Origin of the sequence: Rhodococcus sp. NBC_00294 (genome assembly GCF_036163995.1) — a bacterium.
GTDB lineage: Bacteria > Actinomycetota > Actinomycetes > Mycobacteriales > Mycobacteriaceae > Rhodococcoides.
In genome coordinates this window covers 3780664-3799196 of record NZ_CP108043.1, presented here as the reverse complement: position 1 = coordinate 3799196, position 18533 = coordinate 3780664, and the positions used below count along the sequence as shown (strand labels likewise).

Annotated in this window: 17 protein-coding genes; 11 read left to right on the top strand and 6 right to left on the bottom strand. The window is 68.7% G+C overall.

All coding sequences use genetic code 11. The features are described from left to right. Window positions 1-7: 7 nt before the first annotated feature. Genes OHB23_RS17655 through OHB23_RS17635 form a run of 5 tightly spaced genes read right to left on the bottom strand, consistent with a single transcriptional unit; the run spans window position 8 to window position 10112 of the window. Window positions 8-3802, bottom strand: a complete 3795-nt coding sequence (locus OHB23_RS17655) for a multifunctional oxoglutarate decarboxylase/oxoglutarate dehydrogenase thiamine pyrophosphate-binding subunit/dihydrolipoyllysine-residue succinyltransferase subunit (protein ID WP_328810033.1) — start codon at window positions 3800-3802, stop codon at window positions 8-10. A gap of 36 nt (window positions 3803-3838) precedes the next feature. After that, complete coding sequence (locus tag OHB23_RS17650) at window positions 3839-7699, bottom strand: ABC transporter ATP-binding protein (protein WP_328810032.1); 3861 nt, start codon at window positions 7697-7699, stop codon at window positions 3839-3841. Next, entirely contained in the window at window positions 7696-8475 is a 780-nt protein-coding gene (locus OHB23_RS17645) for a hypothetical protein (protein ID WP_328810031.1), read from the bottom strand. Before OHB23_RS17645 ends, OHB23_RS17650 begins: the two co-directional genes overlap by 4 nt. Next, window positions 8472-9422, bottom strand: coding sequence for an ATP-binding cassette domain-containing protein (locus tag OHB23_RS17640; protein ID WP_328810030.1), 951 nt, complete (start codon window positions 9420-9422; stop codon window positions 8472-8474). Before OHB23_RS17640 ends, OHB23_RS17645 begins: the two co-directional genes overlap by 4 nt. Window positions 9423-9425: 3 nt before the next feature. Continuing rightward, window positions 9426-10112, bottom strand: coding sequence for a hypothetical protein (locus tag OHB23_RS17635; protein WP_056442559.1), 687 nt, complete (start codon window positions 10110-10112; stop codon window positions 9426-9428). A 74-nt stretch (window positions 10113-10186) separates the two neighbouring features. On the opposite strand from OHB23_RS17635, the gene OHB23_RS17630 reads away from it, so the two are divergent. From OHB23_RS17630 to OHB23_RS17580, 11 genes are all read left to right on the top strand, one after another. Then, window positions 10187-11035, top strand: a complete 849-nt coding sequence (locus tag OHB23_RS17630; protein ID WP_328810029.1) for a helix-turn-helix domain-containing protein — start codon at window positions 10187-10189, stop codon at window positions 11033-11035. Further along, window positions 11032-11451, top strand: coding sequence for a VOC family protein (locus OHB23_RS17625; protein ID WP_027503826.1), 420 nt, complete (start codon window positions 11032-11034; stop codon window positions 11449-11451). The genes OHB23_RS17630 and OHB23_RS17625 overlap by 4 nt, the downstream gene beginning before the upstream one ends. A gap of 141 nt (window positions 11452-11592) precedes the next feature. Beyond that, complete coding sequence (gene infA / locus OHB23_RS17620) at window positions 11593-11814, top strand: translation initiation factor IF-1 (RefSeq protein WP_005140011.1); 222 nt, start codon at window positions 11593-11595, stop codon at window positions 11812-11814. Window positions 11815-11913: 99 nt separating this feature from the next. Then, on the top strand, window positions 11914-12027 hold the full coding sequence (gene rpmJ, locus OHB23_RS17615) for a 50S ribosomal protein L36 (RefSeq protein WP_009679193.1): 114 nt from the start codon (window positions 11914-11916) through the stop codon (window positions 12025-12027). A 173-nt stretch (window positions 12028-12200) separates the two neighbouring features. Beyond that, on the top strand, window positions 12201-12575 hold the full coding sequence (gene rpsM / locus OHB23_RS17610) for a 30S ribosomal protein S13 (protein WP_027503825.1): 375 nt from the start codon (window positions 12201-12203) through the stop codon (window positions 12573-12575). Continuing rightward, window positions 12575-12988, top strand: coding sequence for a 30S ribosomal protein S11 (rpsK, locus tag OHB23_RS17605; RefSeq protein WP_027503824.1), 414 nt, complete (start codon window positions 12575-12577; stop codon window positions 12986-12988). Before rpsM ends, rpsK begins: the two co-directional genes overlap by 1 nt. A gap of 20 nt (window positions 12989-13008) precedes the next feature. Continuing rightward, window positions 13009-13614, top strand: coding sequence for a 30S ribosomal protein S4 (rpsD, locus tag OHB23_RS17600; RefSeq protein WP_027503823.1), 606 nt, complete (start codon window positions 13009-13011; stop codon window positions 13612-13614). Window positions 13615-13731: 117 nt separating this feature from the next. After that, complete coding sequence (locus tag OHB23_RS17595; RefSeq protein WP_027503822.1) at window positions 13732-14793, top strand: DNA-directed RNA polymerase subunit alpha; 1062 nt, start codon at window positions 13732-13734, stop codon at window positions 14791-14793. A 39-nt stretch (window positions 14794-14832) separates the two neighbouring features. Continuing rightward, window positions 14833-15420: a 50S ribosomal protein L17 gene (gene rplQ / locus OHB23_RS17590; protein WP_328810026.1), complete on the top strand. Its 588-nt coding sequence runs from the start codon at window positions 14833-14835 to the stop codon at window positions 15418-15420. 62 nt (window positions 15421-15482) lie between these two features. Further along, window positions 15483-16322, top strand: coding sequence for a tRNA pseudouridine(38-40) synthase TruA (gene truA, locus OHB23_RS17585; RefSeq protein ID WP_222650508.1), 840 nt, complete (start codon window positions 15483-15485; stop codon window positions 16320-16322). 10 nt (window positions 16323-16332) lie between these two features. Next, entirely contained in the window at window positions 16333-16875 is a 543-nt protein-coding gene (locus OHB23_RS17580) for an NADPH-dependent FMN reductase (protein ID WP_328810025.1), read from the top strand. On the opposite strand, the gene OHB23_RS17575 is transcribed toward OHB23_RS17580, so the two are convergent. Beyond that, window positions 16840-18480 (bottom strand): type VII secretion protein EccE, encoded by a 1641-nt coding sequence (locus OHB23_RS17575; protein WP_328810023.1) that lies wholly within the window; start codon window positions 18478-18480, stop codon window positions 16840-16842. The genes OHB23_RS17580 and OHB23_RS17575 overlap by 36 nt on opposite strands. Window positions 18481-18533 lie beyond the last annotated feature (53 nt).

Genomic DNA, 18533 nt, shown 5'->3' with positions numbered 1-18533 from the left:
TGAACGATCACCCGTTGAAGGCCGTGTCGATGATCTCGGCCTGCTCGACCGCGTGGACCTTGCTCGAACCCGACGACGGTGCGGACATCGGACGCCGCGAGACGCGCTTGATGCCGGACAGACGCTCGGGCAGCAGCTCCGGGAACGCGAGACCGAACGTCGGCCACGCACCCTGGTTGGCCGGCTCCTCCTGGACCCACCGGTACTCGGTGGCGTTGGGGTAGCCGTCCAGCGCCTCCGCGATGCGGCGGCTCGGGATCGGGTAGAGCTGCTCGACCCGCACGATGGCGACGTCGTCCCGCTTGTTCTTCTGCTTGAAGGCGAGCAGCTCGTAGTACAGCTTGCCGCTGACCATGAGCACCCGCTCGACCTTCTTGCGGTCACCGTCGCCCGAGTCGTAGGTGGGCTCGTCGAAGACGGAGTGGAACTTGCCGTCGGTGAAGTCCTCGATGTTGCTGACCGCAGCCTTGTTGCGCAGCATCGACTTCGGGGTGAACACGACCAGGGGCCGCTGGATGCCGTCACGTGCGTGACGACGCAGCAGGTGGAAGTAGTTCGCCGGCGTGGACGGCACCGCGACCGTCATCGATCCCTCGGCGCACAGCTGCAGGAACCGCTCGATGCGCCCCGAGGTGTGGTCGGGGCCCTGGCCCTCGTGGCCGTGCGGCAGCAGCAGCACGACGTCGGAGAGCTGTCCCCACTTGGCCTCACCGGACGAGATGAACTCGTCGATGATGGACTGGGCACCGTTGACGAAGTCGCCGAACTGCGCCTCCCACAGCACCAGCGCGTCCGGGTTGCCCACGGAGTAGCCGTACTCGAAGCCGACCGCCGCGTACTCGCTCAGCGCGGAGTCGTAGACCAGGAACTTGCCCGGATCGTCGCTGCCGAGGTTGTGCAGCGGCGTGTACTCCTCACCGGTCTTGCGATCGATGATGACCGAGTGCCGCTGCGTGAACGTGCCGCGACGGGTGTCCTGGCCGGACATGCGCACGAGCTTGCCCTCGTCGATCAGCGTGCCGAGTGCGAGCAGCTCGCCGAACGCCCAGTCGACCTTGCCCTCGTAAGCCATCTCGCGACGCTTGTCGAGGACGGGCTGCACGCGCGGGTGCACGGTGAAACCGTCCGGGACGTTGACGAACGCGTCGCCGATGCGGTGCAGAACCGACTTGTCCACCGCGGTGGTGAGCTTGGCGGGCAGCTGCTGGTCGAGCTCGACGGACTCGCTCGGCTCCGGGGTGTACTTCTCGAGTTCGCGCACCTCGTTGAAGACGCGTTCGAGCTGGCCCTGGTAGTCGCGGAGTGCGTCCTCGGCCTCCTTGAGGCTGATGTCGCCACGACCGATGAGCGACTCGGTGTAGCTCTTGCGGACGCTGCGCTTGGTGTCGATCACGTCGTACATCGCCGGCTGCGTCATCGAGGGATCGTCACCCTCGTTGTGGCCGCGACGGCGGTAGCAGATCATGTCGATGACGACGTCCTTGTGGAACTTCTGACGGAAGTCGACCGCCAGTCGAGCCACCCAGGCGCACGCCTCCGGGTCGTCGCCGTTCACGTGGAAGATCGGTGCGCCGATCATCTTCGCGACGTCGGTGCAGTACTCGCTGGAGCGCGAGTGCTCCGGCGCCGTCGTGAAGCCGACCTGGTTGTTGACGACGATGTGCACGGTGCCGCCGGTGCGGTACCCGCGCAGCAGTGCGAGGTTCAGCGTCTCCGCCACCACGCCCTGGCCCGCGAAGGCCGCGTCGCCGTGCAGCATGAGCGGCAGGACGGAGAAGCCGTCGGACGAGTCGCCCTTGTTCAGCATGTCCTGCTTGGCGCGGACCAGGCCCTCGAGGACCGGGTCGACTGCCTCGAGGTGCGAGGGGTTGGCCGTGAGCGACACCTTGATGTCGTTCTCGCCGAACATCTGGATGTAGTTGCCCTCGGCACCGAGGTGGTACTTCACGTCGCCCGACCCGTGTGCGGCGGCCGGGTTCATGTTGCCCTCGAACTCGGTGAAGATCTTCGAGTACGGCTTGCCGACGATGTTGGCGAGCACGTTCAGGCGTCCACGGTGCGGCATGCCGATGACGACCTCGTCGAGGGCGTGCTCGGCGGACTGGTCGATGACCGAGTCCATCATCGGGATGACGGACTCTGCGCCCTCGAGCGAGAAGCGCTTCTGTCCGACGTACTTGGTCTGCAGGAACGTCTCGAACGCCTCGGCCGCGTTGAGCTTGCTCAGGATGTACTTCTGCTGAGCGACCGTCGGCTTGACGTGCTTGGCCTCGACGCGCTCCTGGAGCCACGCCACCTGGTCGGTCTCGAGGATGTGCGTGTACTCGATGGCGGCGTGCCGGCAGTAGGAGTCGCGCAGCACGCTGAGCACGTCGCGCAGCTTCATCTTGTCCTGGCCGTGGAAGCCGCCGACCTGGAACTCGCGGTCGAGGTCCCACAACGTCAGGTCGTGGCTGATCACGTCGAGGTCCGGGTGCATCCGGAACTTGTCCTTGGTGAACATCAACGGATCCGTGTCGGCCATGAGGTGGCCACGGTTCCGGTAGGCCGCGATGAGCTCGAGGACGCGCGTGTTCTTGTCGACGCCGCCGGTGGGCAGGTCACGACGCCAGCGGATCGGCTCGTACGGAATGGCCAGACCGTGGAAGATCTGGTCGTAGAACTCGTCGCTGATCAGCAGGTTGTGGATCGTGCGAAGGAAGTCGCCCGACTCCGCGCCCTGGATGAGGCGGTGGTCGTACGTCGAGGTGAGCGTCATCAGCTTGCCGACGCCCATCTCGGCGATGCGCTCCTCGCTGGAGCCCTGGAACTCTGCGGGGTACTCCATGGCGCCGGCGCCGATGATGGTGCCCTGGCCGTTCATCAGACGTGGAACCGAGTGCACGGTGCCGATGGTGCCCGGGTTGGTCAGCGAGATCGTGACGCCGCTGAAGTCGGCGGCGGTGAGCTTGCCGTCGCGCGCACGACGGACGATGTCCTCGTAGGCAGTGTGGAACTGGTTGAACGTGAACTCCTCGCACCCCTTGATCGCGGCGACGACGAGTGACCGCGAACCGTCCTTGCCCGGCAGGTCGATGGCGAGGCCGAGGTTGGTGTGCGCGGGGGTGACCGCGTTGGGCTTGCCGTCGATCTCGGCGAAGTGCCGGTTCATGTTGGGGAACGACTTGACCGCCTGCACGATGGCGTAGCCGAGCAGGTGAGTGAACGAGATCTTGCCACCGCGGGTGCGCGCGAGGTGGTTGTTGATCACGAGACGGTTGTCGATCATCAGCTTCGCGGGGATGGCGCGCACGCTGGTGGCCGTCGGGATCTGCAACGAGGCGGCCATGTTCTTTGCGACCGCGGCCGAGGCGCCGCGGAGCACCTTGGTCGTGTCCTCCTTCGGCGCGTCCGACTCCGGCTGTGCGGGCGGCACGGCCGCGGACTTCTTCTCGGCCGGCCCGGCGGCGGCGGTCGACTTCGCGGGGGCAGCTGTGGTCACGGGCTTGGTCTCCGCCTTCGGTGCCGGCTTGTCGGTCTTCGCGGCGGCCGGCTTGTCGGCCTTCGGCGCGGCAGGCTTCTCGGTCTTCGGCGCAGCAGGCTTCTCCGCCTTCGGCGCAGCTGCCGTCGCGGAAGCGGGTGCGGCTGTGGTGGTCTCGGTGTCGGTGGCGGGATCGCCGCTACCGTTCTGCTCGGGCGTGTAGTCGGCGAGGAACTCGTGCCAGCTCTCGTCGACCGACGACGGATCGGTCTTGAAACGCTGGTACATTTCGTCGACCAACCACTGATTCTGTCCGAACTGTGTTGTAGAGCTGCTGCTCACGGCAGGTGTTCGCCTCGTTTCCTTCTTCGTTCTCGCTCAGCGCACGGCACGATCAAGGTTAGACCTTTCGGTCCGCGGCCGTGTGTCCGGATCACCCTTGTGATCGGCTTCACCGGTGTGTGGTGTGGTCGTGCCGTCGCCGGGTGCGTGACCCGCGCCACTCGCAGCCGTGGTACGTCCTTCGGTGGTTTCCCAGAGTTCGGCGTAGAAACCGTCCGAGCGCGCCAGGTTCTCGTGGGTTCCGCTCTCCACGATGCGCCCGTCGTCGACCACTACGACGAGGTCGGCCCGCGCGGCGGTCGCGAGGCGGTGCGCCACGATCACCGATGTCCGACGGGTGGTCACGGTGCGGCCGGCGTCCAGGACCGCTCGTTCCGTCGCCGGGTCCAGGGTCGCCGTCGCCTCGTCGAGCAACAGGATGTCCGGATCGACCAGCTCGGCGCGCGCCAGCGCCAGTAACTGTCGGGTTCCCGCTGCGAGGCCGCGGCCACGTTCTCCGACGGGCGTCGCCATGCCGAGGGGGAGTGTGGCGATGGCGGGCAGTGCACCCACGGCGCGGGCCGCGCTCTCGATGTCGGCGCGCGTCGCGTCCGGACGCCCGAAAGCGATGTTGGAAGCGATGGTGCCGCTGAAGAGATGCGCCTCCTGCGGAACGACTCCCAGACGTCGGCGGTAGTCGCCGAGCGGGTACGACCGCACGGGCACGTCGTCCACGACGACGTCCCCGGTGGTCGGGTCGTAGAACCGCGCCATCAACTTCACGATGGTCGACTTGCCGGCGCCGGTGCGACCCACCAGTGCCACCGTCGATCCCGCCGGAACGTGCAGGTCGACCGACGTCAGCGCATCCCGCGGAGCCCCGGCGTAGCGGAAGGTGACGTCCTTCAGCGCGATGTCGCCGCGCAGTCGCGGTGGGACCGAGACCGGCGTCGACGACCCGGCCTGCTCGATCGAGCTGCGGGTGCGCAACAGGTCACCGATGCGAGTGAGACCCACGGACGCCTGCTGATAGCCGTCGAACACCTGGGACAACTGTTGGATGGGGCCGAAGAGCAGACCCAGGTACAGCACGAAGGCGACGAGGGCGCCGGCCGAGGTGCGCCCGTCGGCCACGCGGTACGCACCGACGAGGACCACGGCGGCGAGGGCGAGGTCCGACAGGAACGCGATGAACGGGAAGAACACCGAGATGGCCCGTTGCGACCGCATCCGGCTGCGGCGGTACGACTCGGAGCGGGCGAGGAACGAGCGTGCCGCAGCCGTCTGATGCCGGTACGCCTGCGTGACCCGTAGTCCGGTGACGTTCTCCTGGAACTCCGCGTTGACGGCCGAGATGCGCTCGCGTGACGTCGAGTACGCGCGAGCGGAGATGCGGCGGAACACCAGCGTCGCCACCACCAGGATCGGGACGACCGACAGGGCCACCGCGGCGAGGACGCCGTCGGTGAGGATCAAGGCGGCCGACACGCCGACGATCGTCAGGAGGCTGACGACGGCCGTCGAGAGACCCGTCTGCATGAACGCCGACAACGCGTCCACGTCGGTCGTCATGCGGGTCATGATCCGGCCGGACAGTTCTCGCTCGTAGTAGTCGAGGCCGAGACGCTGCAGGTGCGCGTAGCTGCGGACGCGGAGCCCGAAGAGCACGCGCTCACCGGCCCGCGCGGTCACCACCGTCATGGTGCGGACCACGAGCCAGTCGACGATCACCAGCGCCAGCGCGATGCCCGACACCGCCGCGAGGATTCCGGTGGACCTCTCGGCGACACCGTGGTCGACGGCGAACCGCACGATCGACGGGAAGGCGATGGTGACGGCCGAGTCGAACGCCAGGCAGACCATGACCACCGCGAGCAGTCCGGCGACGGGGGCGAGGGTGCGCCGCAGGGTGAACGTCGACTCGTCCCGCCGAGCCGTCGCGGTGTCGACGCGTGGGTCCTCGTCGGCCGGGGCGAGTCGGGTCAGGATCTCGGTCATGGCCTCGGTGGGCACGGCGCCGCCGAGTGACGACGCCATGTGACCGCCCGGGCCGGGAGGGCCGCCGGCAGCCGCGCCGTCCGCGCTCGCGCGGGAGGCGGGTGAGGACGCGAACTCGGTGGAGTCGCCGTCGTCCGGCCACAGCGAGTCGGCGGGCACGTCGTCCTGCGCCGGCTGGGACTTCTCGCCTGCGCCGGACATCAGCGCGCGGAACAGGGGGCAACGCTCGTCGAGTTCGGCCTCGGTGCCGATGTCGACGATGCGCCCCCGGTCCAGGACGGCGACGCGATCGGCCAGCGCGAGCGTCGACCTACGGTGCGCGAGCAGCACCGTCGTCCGGCGTGGACCGGAACGCAGCCGGTCGAAGATCGCTGCCTCCGTGCGGGCATCGACGGCCGAGGTGGCGTCGTCGAGGACCAGGACGCGCGGGGAGGACAGCAGGACCCGCGCGAGCGCGATGCGTTGGCGTTGGCCACCGGACAGCGAGAGCCCGCGCTCACCCACCGTGGTGTCGTAACCGTCGGACAGGTCGCGGACGAAGTCGTCGGCCATGGCGCGCGTGGCCGCGTCGCGGACACTCGCCTCCGACGCGTCGGGGGCACCGAGGGCGATGTTGCGCGCGACGCTGGAGGAGAACAGGAACGGATCGTCGAACGCGACCGACACCGCCGCGCGGAGGTCGTCGGCGGACAGGTCGGCGATGTCGACGTCGCCGTTCTCGGACGTGAGCACGATGCTGCCCGACGACGGTCGGTAGAACCGCGGCAGCAGCATGGACAGGGTCGACTTGCCGCTGCCGGAGGGGCCCACCACCGCCACCGTCTCGCCCGGCGCGACCATGAGGTCCAGTCCGTCCAGCACGGGGGCGTCGGGGTCGAAACCGAATCGGACGTCGCGCAGACGCAGGCCCAGTGGTCCGTCCGGGATCGGTACCGGATTCTCGGGTTCCTCGTGCGCCGGCCGGGTGTCGATGACGCCGTACACCCGTTCGACCGCGGCACGGGACAGCTGGGCCATGACCACGACGGACGTCAGTGTCCGGGTCACGGCGGCCATCGTGGCGACGTAACTCGCGAAGGCCAGGAACGTGCCGACGGTGATGGAACCGGACAGAGCCGACCACCCACCCAGGGCCACCACACCCACCAGACCGAGCTGCGGCAGCGCCGCCATGCCGGGGGCGAATCGGGAGTTCACGACGGCGGCGCGCAGGCGCTCGGCGTACAGCCGCCGGCCGATGCGCTCCAGCGTGTCCACGGCACGCGATTCCTGGTCGAAGCCCTTGACCACGCGCACACCGGTGACCGTCTCCTCCACGTGCCCGGCCAGTTCCGCGGCCTGCTGCTGGGCCGACCAGGTGGCCGCGTACAGCGTGGGGCGCATGCGGACGACCAGCACGCTGATGGCCGGTACAACGGCGAGCGCCACCAGGGTGAGCAGCGGCGACAGGTACGCCATCACGCCGAGAGCCAGGACGAACTGCAGCAGGGCGCCCGCCGACAACGGGACCATGGCGAGCAGACCCTGCACCAGCTGCAGGTCGGTGATCGAGCGCGACACCACCTGACCGACCTGCACCTCGTCCTGCCGCTCGCCGTCGAGGCGGTGCAGCGACGCGAGCAGGCGTTGGCGCAGTCCGTGTTGCACGTCGATGGACAGGGCGCCGGCGAGGAGGCGCCGCCCGAACTGGCACGCGAAGCGGACGACGGCCAGTCCCGCGATGGCCGCGGCGATGGTGGCGATGTGGTCGGTGCGGCTGGCCGACGCGCCGTCGACGGCGGCGCGGGTGAGGAGGGGGAACATGATGTCGATGGCAGCGGCCACGAAGGTCACCGCGAGTGCGCCCACCGCGACGCGGCGATGAGCGAAGCAGTCCGACGCCAGCCTGCGGATCCACCCTCGCGAATCGGGAGTGCTCACGTCACGTCTCGGCGAGTGGTGCGCAGCCACCCGGCTCCGGCGATGCCGATGGTCCACAGCAGCAGTCCGATGACGGCAGCGGAGAACGGAAGCAGCATGTCGCCGTCCGTCCCCTTGTCCGCTGCCATGATCGCGACGGTGGTGGCTCCGGGGAGCAGGGCGGCGACCGCCTCCGCGCCGATGCCGCTGAGCACCGCGATCACGACGAGCTCTCCGATCGGTAGCCACGCGACCACGACGATCGCCGCGATGGCAGGGGAGCCGGTGAGCAGCCCGAGCCCGCAGCCGAGGACACACCACAGCGCGGAGACGACGATGCCGAGAAGACAGACCGCGATCACCAGTCCGTCGTCCACCACTGTGTTGCCCCCGAACAGTGCGAGCGACGCCACGCTGACGAGGACGGACACCACGGCGTACGCGACACCGACGGCGGCCGAGACGAGAATCCTGGCGGCCACCACCTGACCGCGACGCGGCGCGGCGAGGAAGGTCGTGGACGCGGCGCCGTGGCGCAGGTCGGTCGCGGCGTGCACCGCGCCGAACACGGCGGCGAACAGCACCGACACGCCCACGGTGACGTACAACCCGATGAGAGCGGCGACGCGATTGGCGTCGTCGACGCCGGTGAGCGCGTCCGACGACGCGATGGCGGCGTACACGGCGCTGGCGAATCCGCCGATCAGCACGGGCGGTAGACCCAGTGCCCACCACGACCGCAAGGATCCGACCCGGCGGATCTCCGCTCGGAGCAGACCGCCTGCCGTGGGGCTCATCGCCGAGCTCCGGTGAGGGCTGGATGCGGACCGACCGGGGTCGTGAGGGACAGGTAGATCTGCTCGAGGTCCACGGCGGACACCACGGTTCCGTGGACGGTCACCCCGGACGCGTGCGCCGTCGACCGGATCACGGCCTCGCCGACATCGGTGACCACGAGTCGGCCGTCGGGACCCAGCACGGCGTCGGTGTGGCCGGACGCGGCGAGGCCCAGAGCCAGGGCGGCGGGGTTCGAACTGTGCACCAGGATTCGGGCGGGACGGGTACCGCGGAGCTCACCGATACTGCCGTGGAAGACGACCGAGCCGCGGTCGAGGATCACGACGTGGTCGACGACGGCCTCGAGCTCGCGAACGACGTGGCCGGACACCAGAACGGAGCCGCCCGCACGAGCGAATCCGCGCAGGAAGTCGCGGAGCCACACGATGCCGCCGGGGTCGAGACCGTCGGTCGGCTCGTCCAGCACGAGGATGCGAGGTGTGCCGAGCAGTGCCGCCGCGAGCGCGAGGCGCTGCCGCATCCCGAGAGAGAACTCGCCGACGCGGCGACCGGCGACGTCGTGCAGACCGACGAGTGCGAGCACCTCCTCCACACGGGAGTCGGCGACACCGAGGACGGGCGCGAGAGTGCGCAGGTGTGCGCGCGCCGTGCGGCGGGGGTGCGCGCCGCCGCCGCCGAGCACGGCACCGACGGCGCGGCCCGGCTCGACGAGTGCCGCGTACGGCAGGCCCTCCACCAGCGCCGCACCCTCGTCGGGCTGTACGAGCCCGAGGAGCATTCGCAGCGTGGTCGACGTGCCGGAACCGACGGGTCCGAACAACCCGGTCACCGATCCGCGCGGTACGACGAACCCGATCCGCGCGGCGGCGACCGCGGTTCCGTACGTCTTGGTGAGGTCACGCGCCTCGAGCGCGTGTCCGGGGCTCGTCTCGGTGGTGACGTGCACGCGTCAGGCGTCCGGCTCGACGACGCCCGGTGCGTCCTGCCACCGCGCCGGCGGCGGCCCGAAGGCGTCCCGTGCATTGGTGACGACGCCTTTGCCCAAGGCGCGGTTGCCGGCTCCGCCGATGACGGCTCCGATGCCCGCGGGCAGCAGCGTGCCGAGCATGACCGCCCCTCGCTTCGCGGCGTACTTGGCGACGAACTTGCGGACGAGCCGCTTGTTCAGACTGCCGAGGTTCGCGCCGGGGATCCCGGCGGTGAGCACGCGGCCCACGTTGCCGCGGCCCAGTGTCCTGCCGACGATCTCCCGGCCGGACTCACCGAGAGCCACCGCCAGCACCAGCGCACGCCGCTGTTCGTGGTCGTGCACGGCGATGCCGTGGACGGCGGCCACCGACAGGGTGAGCAGTGCGGAGGCCTCGACGAAGAAGGCCGTCTCGGTGCCGACGGCAGCGACCGACGCGACGGTGCCGATGCCGGGCACCGCGGCGGTGGCCCCGGCAGCCCCGCCGCTTCCCGTCACGGCGTTCAGGAACGTCTTCTCCAGGCGACCGATGATCTGCGCCGGCGACTCGGTGGGATGCGCGCGGCGTATTCGCCAGACGTACTTCTCGACGGCGGGGCCCTGCAGTCGGCTCCCGTTATCGAGGATCGACACCAACGCCTTCTCGACGCGTCCTGGATCCTCGGCCATCGATCGGTCCTCCTCGTCCGCAGCGTGTGCACGAATGCCGTGCGGCCTCGCTCGTACCGTTCTACCGTGTGCCCATGACAGCCGTGTCGGACGGCGCGACCGCGGTGCCGTCGCGGCCACTCCGCGGCCTCGTGCGTCGCTACGAGGGGTACCGCCTCTCCGGCTTCGCGCCGGGCTCGCACGTCGGCATGCCGTCCGTCGACCTGACGATCATTCTGCCGATCGGGCCACCGCTCACGATCTCCCGCACCGCGATGGCGGATCAGCGGCCGGGGGAGTTCGGTGCCCTCGCGTCGGGTCTGGGGACCGAACCCGTCGTGATCGAGCACGACGGCGAGCAGCGCGGTGTCCAGATCACGGTGACGCCGGCGGGGTGCCGCGCGCTGCTCCACGTCCCGCCCGCCGAGTTGCGCCAGTACATCGTGCCGTTGGAGGACCTGCTCGGGCGCGATGCCGCTCGGCTTCTCGACGGCGTGCACGCAGCGACCGGATGGCGTGAGGCATTCGCGCTGCTGGACCGCACGCTGTGCGCGCGACTGGGCCGGGCCCCGCAACCGGATGCCCGGCTGGAGCGGGCGTGGGCGCGGACCACCGGTCCCACCGCGATGTCGGTGGAGCAGGTCGCCGCGGAGGTCGGATGGAGCCGTCGACGCCTCGAGACCGCGTTCGCCTCCGAGTACGCCGTCACGCCGCGGGACGCGGTCCGGCTGGGGCGGTTCGCCCGAGCGCACGCGATGCTGCGGGTGGCCGAACCGCCCCGGCTCGCCGAGGTGGCGTCGGTCTGCGGCTACTTCGACCAGGCACACATGGCACGGGACTGGCGCGCGCTGGCGGGATCGGCGCCCTCGGTGTGGCGTGCGAACGAGGTGTTCGCATCCGTACAAGACGAGCGCACCTCTGCGGCGACAGGATCGACGGCATGACCGAGACACAGCACACCGAGACCACCCCGACCGTCGTCTGGCCCGCACTCCGCTACGACGACGCGCGTGCCGCGATCGCCTTCCTCGTCGACGTCCTCGGCTTCACCGAGGCCGCCGTGTACGGCGAGGGGGAGCGCGTCGACCACGCCGAGCTCGTCCGCCCCGGCGGCGGAGCCGTCATGCTCGGCTCGGCGCGACCGGACAGCACCATCGCGGGCCTGCCGCCCGGAGTCGGCGCCGTCTACGTTGCCGTGGGACAGGACGAACTGACGCGACTGCACGATCGCGCGCGCGAGGCCGGCGCCCGTATCGTGGAACCCCTGCGCGACGAGGACTACGGCGGCCAGGGTTTCACCTGCCTCGATCCCGAGGGGGTGCACTGGTCCTTCGGCACCTATCGGGGCCATTCGGGCTGAGGGTGCTCCGCGCCTGTGGACGGCTGGTTTGGCCTGCTCGCTCCGACCCGGTAACATGGAACGTCGGTGCGTTCACGCGTGCCTGCACGAAGTGTGGTTACGAGACGTCAATCAGGTGTGCAAACCAGGATCGCGGAGGATATGGCAAAGAAGGACGGCGCAATCGAGGTCGAGGGCCGAGTAGTCGAACCCCTGCCCAATGCGATGTTTCGCATCGAGCTGGAGAACGGTCACAAGGTGCTCGCTCACATCAGCGGCAAGATGCGGCAGCACTACATCCGCATCCTCCCCGAGGATCGCGTCGTGGTCGAGCTGTCTCCCTACGACCTGACACGCGGGCGGATCGTCTACCGCTACAAGTAGTCAAGAGTCCCCGGTTCCTCGCGAGCCGGGGATCAACCATGTCCGAGGTTCGACGCGTTCGCGCGTGATCCTCGGACGCGACCAGGAGATCGAACAGACGTGAAGGTCAAGCCGAGCGTCAAGCCGATCTGCGAGAAGTGCAAAGTGATCCGCCGTAACGGCCGGGTCATGGTGATCTGCGACAACCTGCGCCACAAGCAGCGTCAGGGCTGATCAACCCCCCTCTCGAAGATCTACTTGGCTCCACATGCCAGAAGAAGACCTCCCAGCACCAGCTGCCCACACGCGGGTAGTACACCCCCGGCCGCGGAGGCCGGGGCCCCGAGCACCACATGTATGGGGACGGACTGGGAGCAGACCTCCGCACGAATGAAGGAAAACGCCACATGGCACGTCTAGCCGGTGTGGATCTTCCGCGCGAGAAGCGCATGGAGATCGCACTCACCTACATCTACGGCATCGGCCGTACCCGTTCGCAGGAGATTCTCTCCGCCACGGGCGTCAGCCCCGATCTCCGGAGCAAGGACCTCACCGACGAGGACCTGACCAAGCTCCGCGAGTACATCGAGGAGTCGCTCAAGGTCGAGGGCGACCTGCGCCGCGAGGTGCAGGCCGACATCCGTCGCAAGATCGAGATCGGCTGCTACCAGGGCCTTCGCCACCGTCGTGGTCTGCCCGTCCGTGGACAGCGCACGAAGACCAATGCGCGCACCCGTAAGGGACCGAAGCGCACCATTGCCGGCAAGAAGAAGGCGAAGTAATGCCCCCGAAGTCACGCACCTCCGGTCCGAAGAAGACCCAGAAGACGCGCCGCAGGGACAAGAAGAACGTCCCGCACGGCAGCGCTCACATCAAGAGCACGTTCAACAACACGATCGTGTCGATCACCGACCCGTCGGGCAACGTCATCTCGTGGGCGTCCTCGGGCCACGTGGGCTTCAAGGGCTCGCGCAAGTCGACTCCGTTCGCCGCTCAGCTCGCTGCCGAGAGTGCCGCGCGCAAGGCGCAGGAGCACGGCGTCAAGAAGGTCGACGTCTTCGTGAAGGGTCCCGGCTCCGGCCGCGAGACCGCGATCCGTTCGCTCCAGGCGGCAGGCCTCGAGGTCGGCACCATCTCCGATGTCACCCCCCAGCCGCACAACGGCTGCCGTCCGCCCAAGCGCCGTCGCGTCTAGCGGGAAGGAAGTAACAGAACATGGCTCGTTATACCGGACCCATCACCCGCAAGTCGCGTCGACTGCGCGTCGACCTCGTCGGAGGCGACCAGGCCTTCGAGCGTCGCCCGTACCCGCCCGGCCAGCACGGCCGCGCGCGTATCAAGGAGAGCGAGTACCTGCTCCAGCTGCAGGAGAAGCAGAAGGCACGCTTCACCTACGGCGTCATGGAGAAGCAGTTCTCGCTGTACTACAAGGAAGCGAACCGCCTCAAGGGCAAGACGGGTGAGAACCTGCTCCGCATCCTCGAGACGCGTCTCGACAACGTCGTCTACCGTGCGGGCCTCGCTCGCACGCGTCGTCAGGCACGCCAGCTGGTCACGCACGGCCACTTCTTGGTCAACAACAAGAAGGTCGACATCCCCAGCTACCGCGTCTCGCAGTACGACATCATCGACGTCCGAGAGAAGTCGCTGAGCACGCTGCCTTTCCAGATCGCCCGCGAGACCTACGGCGATCGTCCCGTTGCCGGTTGGCTGCAGGTCGTTCCGAACCGTCTCCGCATCCTGGTCCACCAGGAGCCGGAGCGTTCGCAGATCGACATCCCGCTGACCGAGCAGCTCATCGTCGAGTACTACTCGAAGTAGGCCATCGGCCCGTGTGCCTCACGTGACCTCCCCCTGCGGGAACACGCGAGGCGCACGGGGCGTTGACCGCCCCACCACGAGCGTCAAATAGCGGACGCTCTTCCCAGGAGGACATCAATGCTCATTTCTCAGCGACCCACGCTGACCGAAGAGGTCATCGCTGACAACCGCTCGAAGTTCGTCATCGAGCCCCTCGAGCCTGGCTTCGGGTACACCCTCGGCAACTCGCTTCGCCGCACGCTTCTCTCGTCGATCCCCGGCGCTGCTGTCACCAGCATCCGTATCGACGGCGTTCTGCACGAATTCACCACGGTCCCCGGCGTGAAGGAGGATGTCACCGACATCATCCTGAACCTCAAGGGTCTCGTCGTGTCCTCGGAAGAGGACGAGCCGGTCACCATGTACGTCCGCAAGCAGGGCCCCGGAACTGTCACTGCAGGCGACATCGTTCCTCCGGCCGGCGTCACCGTGAACAACCCGGATCTGCACATCGCGACCCTGAACGACAAGGGCAAGCTCGAGATCGAGCTCGTCGTCGAGCGTGGCCGCGGATACGTTCCGGCTGTTCAGAACAAGGCGTCGGGCGCCGAGATCGGCCGTATCCCGGTCGACTCGATCTACTCGCCCGTGCTGAAGGTGACCTACAAGGTGGAGGCCACCCGCGTCGAGCAGCGCACCGACTTCGATCGGCTCGTTCTCGACGTGGAGACCAAGAACTCCATCACCGCGCGGGACGCGCTCGCCTCGGCGGGCAAGACCCTGGTCGAGCTGTTCGGGCTTGCCCGTGAGCTCAACGTCGAAGCAGAAGGCATCGAGATCGGACCCTCGCCCGCCGAGGCCGATCACATCGCATCCTTCGGTCTGCCGATCGAGGATCTGGACCTCACCGTCCGGTCCTACAACTGCCTCAAGCGCGAGGGTGTTCACACCGTCGGCGAGCTGGTCGGCCGTACCGAGTCGGATCTGCTGGACATCCGTAACTTCGGACAGAAGTCCATCGACGAGGTCAAGGTCAAGCTGCACTCGCTCGGCCTCTCGCTCAAGGACAGCCCCGCGACGTTCGATCCGAGCACTGTCGCCGGATACGACGCCGCCACCGGTACCTGGAGCGACACCGACACCGCCGTGAGCGATGCCGACGGCGCCGAGCAGGACTACGCCGAGACCGAACAGCTCTGACGCACTCGCGTCCCGAGCTCTTGATCAGGAGAGATTGACATGCCCAAGCCCACCAAGGGTCGCCGTCTCGGCGGATCGGCGTCGCACCAGAAGGCGATTCTCGCCAACCTGGCGACGGCGCTGTTCGAGCACGGACGGATCACCACCACGGAGTCGAAGGCCAAGCGCCTCCGCCCCTACGCCGAGAAGATCATCACGCACGCGAAGGCCGGCTCGCTGGCTCACCGTCGTGAGGTCATGAAGGACATCCGCAACAAGGATGTCGTTCACACTCTGTTCGCAGAGATCGGCCCGCACTTCGCCGAGCGCGCAGGCGGCTACACCCGCATCATCAAGACCGTCCCCCGCAAGGGTGACAACGCTCCTCAGGCCATCATCGAGCTCGTTCGCGAGCAGACGGTGGCCAACGAGGCGGACCGTGCTCGTCGTGTCCAGGCATCGCAGGCCGCGCCTGCCGCCACGAACGACGAGACCGCCGCTGACGAGGCTGCATCCGATCAGAACGTCGTCGAGGCCGTCGAGGCCGAGGCAACCGACGCTCAGGTCGAGAATGCAGACGCCGTCATCGAGGGTGTCGAGGCAGAGGACGCTCACGCGGCCAACGCCGATGAGGCAGACAAGAAGTAAGAGTGTCCTCGGACTCTCTGGGCGAGCCCGTCACCCCTTTCGGGGGTGGCGGGCTCGCCCGTTTGCGTCTCGATGTCGCCTACGACGGCACTGCCTTCGCCGGCTGGGCTCGACAACGCGACCAACGGACCGTGTGCGGTGTGCTCGAGCAGCGACTGTCCGCCATCTTCGGTACCCCACTCGAACTCACGGTCGCCGGACGTACCGACGCCGGCGTGCACGCCGAGGGCCAGGTCGCCCACGTCGACGTGCCGCGAACCGCGTTGGCCCGCATCGATCCTCGCGATCCCGACCGCGCACCCGACCCGTCGTTGCTGGTGCGGCGACTCGCGCGTTTCCTGCCGACGGACGTCCGCGTCCTGCGTGTGACGTTCGTGTCCGACGATTTCGACGCCCGGTTCTCCGCACTGCGGCGGCACTACGAGTATCGATTGTCCACCGCGCCCTACGGAACTCCGCCCCTCCGAGCGGGTTTCGTGGTGCCGTGGACCCGCACACTCGACGTGGCGGCGATGCAGGAGGCATCGTCGACCCTCGTCGGCCTCCACGATTTCGTCGCCTTCTGCAAGCGCCGTGACGGTGCCACCACCGTGCGGGAGCTGCAGCGCTTCGACTGGGTGCGGGACGGCGACGATCTCACCGCGCACGTGAGCGCGGACGCGTTCTGCTGGTCGATGGTGCGTTCCCTGGTCGGGGCGATGCTGGCGGTGGGCGAAGGACGCCGGGACCTCACGTGGGTACGCGGCCTGTTGTCCAGCGATGCCAGGTCCAGCTCCATCACCGTGGCCCCTGCTCACGGACTGTCGCTGGTGCGCGTCGACTACCCGGCCGATACGGAGCTGGCCGATCGCAGTCGCACGACCCGGGCAACGCGGTCGTTGCCCGGAGCCTGCTGCGGTTAGCCTCGAGGGCATGGCTCCTGTTCTCGGCGTGATCATCGGCTCGGTCCGGACGGGGCGTATCGGCCCCACAGTGGCTCAGTGGTTCGTGCGCCGCGCGTCGGCGGACGGGCGATTCGAGGTCCGGGTACTCGACCTCGCGGATGTCGTTCTGCCGATGGATCTCTCGGGTGGCCCCGGTGTCGACGAGCTGACGCGCTGGGTGGACGGCTGCGATGCCTTCGTGCTCGTCACTCCCGAGTACAACCACGGTTGCCCGGCATCGCTGAAATTGGCACTGGACTCGGTGAAGCTCGAATGGCGTGGCAAGCCGGTGGGTTTCGTCTCCTACGGCGGCACGGCCGGGGGAGTGCGCGCTGTGGAGCAGCTGCGTCTGGTGGTCGCGGAGCTGCACATGGCATCCGTGCGCGACGCCGTGCTGTTCCCCCGAGTGAAGAAGGCGTTCGACGCGCACGGTGAGACGTCCGACGGTGCCGCGATCGATGGCGCACAGCGGATGATCGATCAGTTGCTGTGGTGGTCAGAGGGCGCCGGTCAGCCCTACCCGCGCGGCTGAGCCCGGTCGTGGGAGACCCCGCGGTCGACCGATGGCCTCGGTCTCGGCCGCGGTGGTGACGAGCCGCAGGGTGATGCTCCGCGACGCCATCGTCAGGGACACCTCGTCGGTGACGTCCGGGGACTGGTCGATGACGATGTCGGTCCCGCCGGTCGACGAGGCAGGGTTCACCCGCAGCACCGTTCCCGGTACCGGAGTCGGTCTGTCTCCGGCATGATCGGCGACCACCAGATCCACCGCGGTGCCGGACTCGACGTCCGACACGGGAGTCACCACCGAGAGGGTGCCCGAATCCGCGACCGCGACGGCGAGATGGCGCCATGCATGGGGTCGGTCGGTCATCACCAGGACCACCGCACCGACGGCCACGGCGCGGAAGACGATCTGGTGGACCACGTACAGCTCGCCGTGGACGTCGACGGTGTGGACGTCCCTTCCGAACAGTCGTGCGGTGACCGTGGTTCCGTCGGAGTCGACACCGACGACCTGACCGCATCCCGCGACCGGCAGCACGAGGGTGCTCCACTGCGCTCCCTCGACGGGGTGCGTGGGCGTCGCCGGCCGGGCGGTCGACACGAGGACGTCCTCCAGGCCCTGTCGATGCAGGCCGTCGAGCGTGCTGGACCCCGCGACCCGGATCGATCGGCGCTGCGGAGATTCGGCCGACAAGTAGCCGTAGGTCGCCGTCGCTTCGGTGGTGGTCGAGAGAGCCGCCCGGACGGCGAGACTCGTGACGTCCGCGTCGTGATCGCCGATCGAGTCGACCGCCGCCGCGGTCCAGGCGGACGGTGCGAGCCGCCGGGAGCGCCAGGTCGATCCGCCGAGCCGGGCGAAGCGCCACTGCGGACGGACGTGACGGAGGGGAGCCCCACTCGTCACCAGAAGATCCGCCGCACGGATCTGATCGGCGGTGAGAAGGCTGCCCACGAGACCGTGGGTGCGCAGGACGTGCTGCAGTCGGGCCATGGTCGTGGCGAGCATCTGCACCGACCCCGCAGCAGTTCCGCCCCGACGCGCCGCGGCCGTCTCACCCTCGTGGACATCGGTCGAGAGGGAGAGGAAGGTTCGCCGCCGCGCCACCGACGCGAGCGGTCCGGCCATGGACAGGTAGGAGTCCGCGGCGCGGCGACCCCGTGCCGGACGCGTGCCGACGGAGGTGACACCCAGGTGGGTGGGCGCGTCCGTGCCCTGCGACAGTCGGTCGACGAGGTCGCGGAGCGGCACCACGGCATCGGGTGTCGCACCGCGTGAGCCGACCGTCGACCATCCGGCCGCAGCCGGTTCGACGTGGAGTTCCGCGACGATCGTCAGGTCGGATCCGTTCCACACCACACCGATCGGACCGCCGGGACGATCGAACGACAGCACCGTGCGCGCGGGTACCGGTCGATGCGCGAGAAGCCGTGGCCACGCCGAGAGGTGACCCACGACAGGACGCCCGTCCCGGGGGAGGCAGAGTCCGATCACGACGACCACTGCGGCCGTGATCGCCCATCGTGCAGGCACTCCCGACGTCGTGAGCGCGACGGCCACGCCGAGCGCCACTGCCTGCGACACCACGACGTCGCGTGCGGCCGTCATCCCCGGGCGAGTCTCGGACACCATGGCTCCTTCTCTGCGGTCGTTGTACTGTGCCCTCACGCGGGACCCCTCCATCG